Source organism: Variovorax sp. OK212 (assembly GCF_900112425.1).
Classification (GTDB): Bacteria; Pseudomonadota; Gammaproteobacteria; order Burkholderiales; family Burkholderiaceae_C; genus Variovorax.
Map to the genome: position 1 here is coordinate 1 of NZ_FOLP01000054.1, position 3,924 is coordinate 3,924.

Below are 3,924 nucleotides of genomic sequence, written 5' to 3' on the forward strand. Positions count from 1 at the left end.
GGGATCTCGGCGACGGCTTTGCAGGCCGGCATTTCACGCATCTGCTGAGAGAGCCGTCGCTCGATGAGGCCGATGTCGGCCTGCAGTTGCTGGACCCGCCTGAGCTGCTCTTCCAGGCTGTCCATGAGCATCGCCGGCAGCCGGGCCTTCGCATCGCACATGGCGTCGGGCAACGCCTTGAGCAGCGCGGCGTGGCCTTCCGGCAGCACGATGCCAAATTCATACAGCAGGCCCCGAAGCTCGTTGGTTTGCATGATGCGGGTCTTCATGAGCTGCGCGCGCAGTCGGTGTAGTGACAGCACGATCTGCTGGGCCTCGGTCTTGACTGGAACAAAGCGCACGCCCGGTTGTTGGCATGCTGTCCAGATCGCTTGAGCGTCTGCAGCGTCGGTCTTGTTGCGCTGCACGAACGGGCGCACCTTCCCCGGCGAGATCAGGCGTACCTCGTGGCCCAGTCCCATCAAGGCTCGGCCCCAGTCGTGAGCTCCGCCGCAAGCCTCCATCACGACCAGAGCAGCTGTGCGATTGGCAAACCAATCGCGCAGCTTTGCGCGCTTCAGCTGCAAGCGCTCGATGCAGCCGGTGTCCATGTCGACCCAGTGCAACTGAAACACCTTCTTGGCAATGTCGACGGCAATGACGGTATGTTCCATGATGGTCTCCATTTCGATGTTGACGATGGGATCGTCAATCTGGCACTGCCCGGGACGCGGCGCAAGCGGCGGCAGTAAGAGGGAGGCGCCCATACCATCTGAACAGGTCCCCAATCGGCGCGAGATGAAGGCCAATGGTGTGCACGGTGATGAATCGCACCGCCAGACGCCCCGAATCGACGAGTTCTGCCCTTCATCCAACGCCCTCAGGCTGTTTGCAGACGCACCTGCCCCATCATCGCCATCAGTTTCTTGCGTGCCATCCACAGATTGGACAGCGCAAACAGCGTGATCACATGCGCCGTGTTCTTGGCCAGCCCCTTGAACCTCACCTTCACGAGACCGAACTGGCGCTTGATCACCCGGAACGGATGCTCCACCTTTGCCCGCACGCTGGCCTTCTCATATTCGTTCTTGCGCGCTCGGGCCTTGGCGCGTCCCTCGGGCATCTTCGCCATGTCGCTGGGCCGGCTCGCAATGTGCGTAAGCGTCAGCTCAGGGCCCTCTTGACCGCAGCCGTTCAATCAGATGTCGAAGACCTGGCGCAGCATGTGGAAGGGAACGCGCCATGAATGCCCGTTGCCGGTGTCGACTGTGGCGGTGCGCTGGTTGATGCGCACGACGATGCCCACCTGCGGCTGTAGGTACTTGTCGTCGAAGGAGACCTTCTCGCCGCAGCGGAAGTCACCCCGCGCGGGCATGTTCTGCGGTTGCGCGGGGCGCGCAGAAGTCGTTGCGGCAGGGCTCGCAGGTCCAGGCGCTTCAACCGCTGTATAGGGCAGTTTCCATTCACGCCGCGTGCCTTCCTCGTGCAAGGTGACCTGCGTGTCCTTCATGGCGACCACCTTGCCATTGCGCATCTGACCGTCGCGCCAGTCAAGGAAGCGCACCGTCTGGCCGAGGTTCATGTTTGTGCGCACGGCGAGGATGCGTCGCGGGTCGGCCAGCATGCGTTCGATGATGGCGCTCAGTTGGAACAGCTCCAAGCTGCTCGCCCGGTTGAGCGCATCGATCAGCTTCGGGTCGGTGCCTTGCGGGTTCACTTTGTCGTCCTCTTCGCGTTGTCGTGTTGCAGGCGACCGGGCACGAGGTGCTCAGGCTGCCAGTCGTTGTTCCACGTGCGGCCCACCGATGTTCCAGGGCAGCAGCTCGTCGATGCGGTTGATCGGATGGTCGGCTATGCGCCTGAGCACATCGCGCAGATAGGCCTCGGGGTCGATCCCGTTCAGCTTGGCCGTCTCCACCAGGCTGTAGATGGCCGCAGCGCGCTCGCCCCCGGCGTCCGAGCCCATGAACATGAAGTTCTTGCGACCGAGGCTCACGCCACGCAGCGCGCGTTCGGCGGCGTTGTTGTCGATCTCGATGCACCCGTCGTCGCGGTAGCGCGTCAACGACCCCAGCCGCGTGAGCGTGTACCCGATGGCGCGCGCGAGCTCCAACTTGGCAGACACCTGTGCGAGCATCCCTCTCAACCAGGTGAACATCTCTTCGAGCAACGGACCGGCTCGCGCCTGCCTCTCTTGGCATCGGTCAGCCGGCGGGCGCCCTCGGATGTCGGCCTCAATCGCATACAGCGCACCGATGCGCCTGAGCGCTTGTTCTGCAATCGATCCCGGCGCACGCCCTGGCTCTCGTGCAGATCCCAGAACGGTCTGCGCGCACGTGCCCAGCACGAAGCCTCGATGACGTTGCCGTTTGCATAGAGCTTGGCGAAGCCGGCATACGTGTCGGCCTGCAACACGCCCTTGAAGTTCTTCAGGTGCGCCTGGGGATCTTCGCCCTTGCGGTCGGGCGAGTAACGCAACCACGCCGCTGGCGCGTCCGCGCTCGCCGATGTGCGATCGTCACGCACATAGACCCAGAGCCTTCCGGTCTTGGTGCGGCCACGCCCGGGTAAGAGCACCGCCACCGGCGTGTCGTCGGCATGCAGCTTGGAGCCTGCCAGCACGTAGCGCCCGAGTGCTGCAACCAGCGGGTCGAGCAGCTTCTCGCTCTGGCCGACCCAGCCGGCCATGGTGGCGCGCTCGATCACGACGCCCTCGCGGGCGTAGATGCGGCTCTGGCGGTACAGCGGCTGGTGGTCGCAATACTTGGCGACCAGCGCGTGGGCCAGCAGCCCGGGACCGGCCACGCCGCGGGCAATGGGTCGGCTCGGCGCTGGCGCCTGGAAGATCGATTCGCACGCCACGCGGGCGAGCTTGGGGCGCACGTGGCGGATCACCTTGAAGCGCGAGGGTACGTACTCCAGTTGCTCCGAGACGTCCTGGCCGATCTGGCGCAGCCGGCCGCCGCACGCGCTGCAGCCGCAGGCCTGGCCGGCGGCGTCGTGCCGAGCATCCGACGCCTGGGGGCGGTACACATGGTTCTCTCGCGGCAAGTGCGCGGGCAGGCTGCGCTCGAAGCCTTCGCTGTTGGCGGCTTGCGCCTTCGGCGTCTGTGAGACCGGTGCAAGCTCGTGCATCGGCAAGCCTTCGATCAACGCGATTTGCAGATCGTCCAGCTGTTCGCTGGAGGCGCCGAAGCGGACTCGGACCTGACGCAGCAGCTGCACCTTGAGCTTGTCCACGAGCAGCTTGAGCAGTGCAACTTCCGCGTCGCGCGCCTGCACGACCCGCAGCAGCGAATCGACGGTGTGGGGTGCGTGGGTGGCGTTCGGCACGCCCGCTACTATGCCATCGGATCTGCCCGGAATCGACTGAGACCCGCGCGTTCAGAAGACGAATCTTGCTCGCGGTTCAGGCCGCGGGCACGGGCTGATCGGTGTGCGTCGGCATGCGCCAGTCGATGCCTTCGAGCAGCATCGACAGCTGTGCCGGCGAGAGCGAGACCCTGCCCGACACAGCCTGCGGCCAGACGAGGCGGCCGCGCTCCAAACGCTTGGCCAGGAGCAGCAGGCCCTCGCCATCGAACCATAGGACCTTCAGCATGTCGCCGCGCCGGCCGCGGGAGACGAAGACGTGACCGCAGAACGGATTGGCCTCCAGCGCCGTCTGCACCAGCGCCGACAGGCCGTTGAAGCCCTTCCTCATGTCGGTGTGGCCCGCAACAATCCAGACGCGGGTGCTGGTGGGAAGGCCGATCACGCCAGCGCCTTCAGCGTCTGCAGTACGCAGCGCACGCTGGCTTCGTCAATCGTGCCGCGCAGTCGAACCCGCACACCGCCGACATCGATCTCGATGGTCCCGGCAGGTTGGCGAGGCGCCACCACCGTGGGTGAAGAGCATGGCGCGATCGACGCAGCTTCGATGGTGACGGGCAGCAGCATCGGCGA

The 3,924-nt window shown here is 65.2% G+C and carries 4 protein-coding genes and 2 pseudogenes; all 6 read right to left on the reverse strand.

Annotated features, from left to right (window positions below; genetic code table 11):
- The coding region (locus BM004_RS40420; protein ID WP_177206807.1) for an IS110 family RNA-guided transposase at positions 1–653 on the reverse strand (653 nt) is incomplete at its 3' end.
- Positions 654–859: 206 nt separating this feature from the next.
- Positions 860–1,132, reverse strand: a pseudogene (locus tag BM004_RS40425) (transposase); the annotation flags it as partial.
- Between the two features lie 45 nt (positions 1,133–1,177).
- Positions 1,178–1,696, reverse strand: a complete 519-nt coding sequence (locus tag BM004_RS40430) for a hypothetical protein (RefSeq protein ID WP_093222589.1) — start codon at positions 1,694–1,696, stop codon at positions 1,178–1,180.
- A gap of 51 nt (positions 1,697–1,747) precedes the next feature.
- Positions 1,748–3,312 (reverse strand): annotated as a pseudogene (locus BM004_RS40435) (IS66 family transposase).
- Between the two features lie 76 nt (positions 3,313–3,388).
- Positions 3,389–3,736 (reverse strand): IS66 family insertion sequence element accessory protein TnpB, encoded by a 348-nt coding sequence (tnpB, locus tag BM004_RS40440; protein ID WP_093222592.1) that lies wholly within the window; start codon positions 3,734–3,736, stop codon positions 3,389–3,391.
- Positions 3,733–3,924 (reverse strand): hypothetical protein (locus BM004_RS41755; RefSeq protein ID WP_177206808.1); only part of this gene is annotated, 192 nt, incomplete at its 5' end. The genes BM004_RS41755 and tnpB, both read right to left, overlap by 4 nt.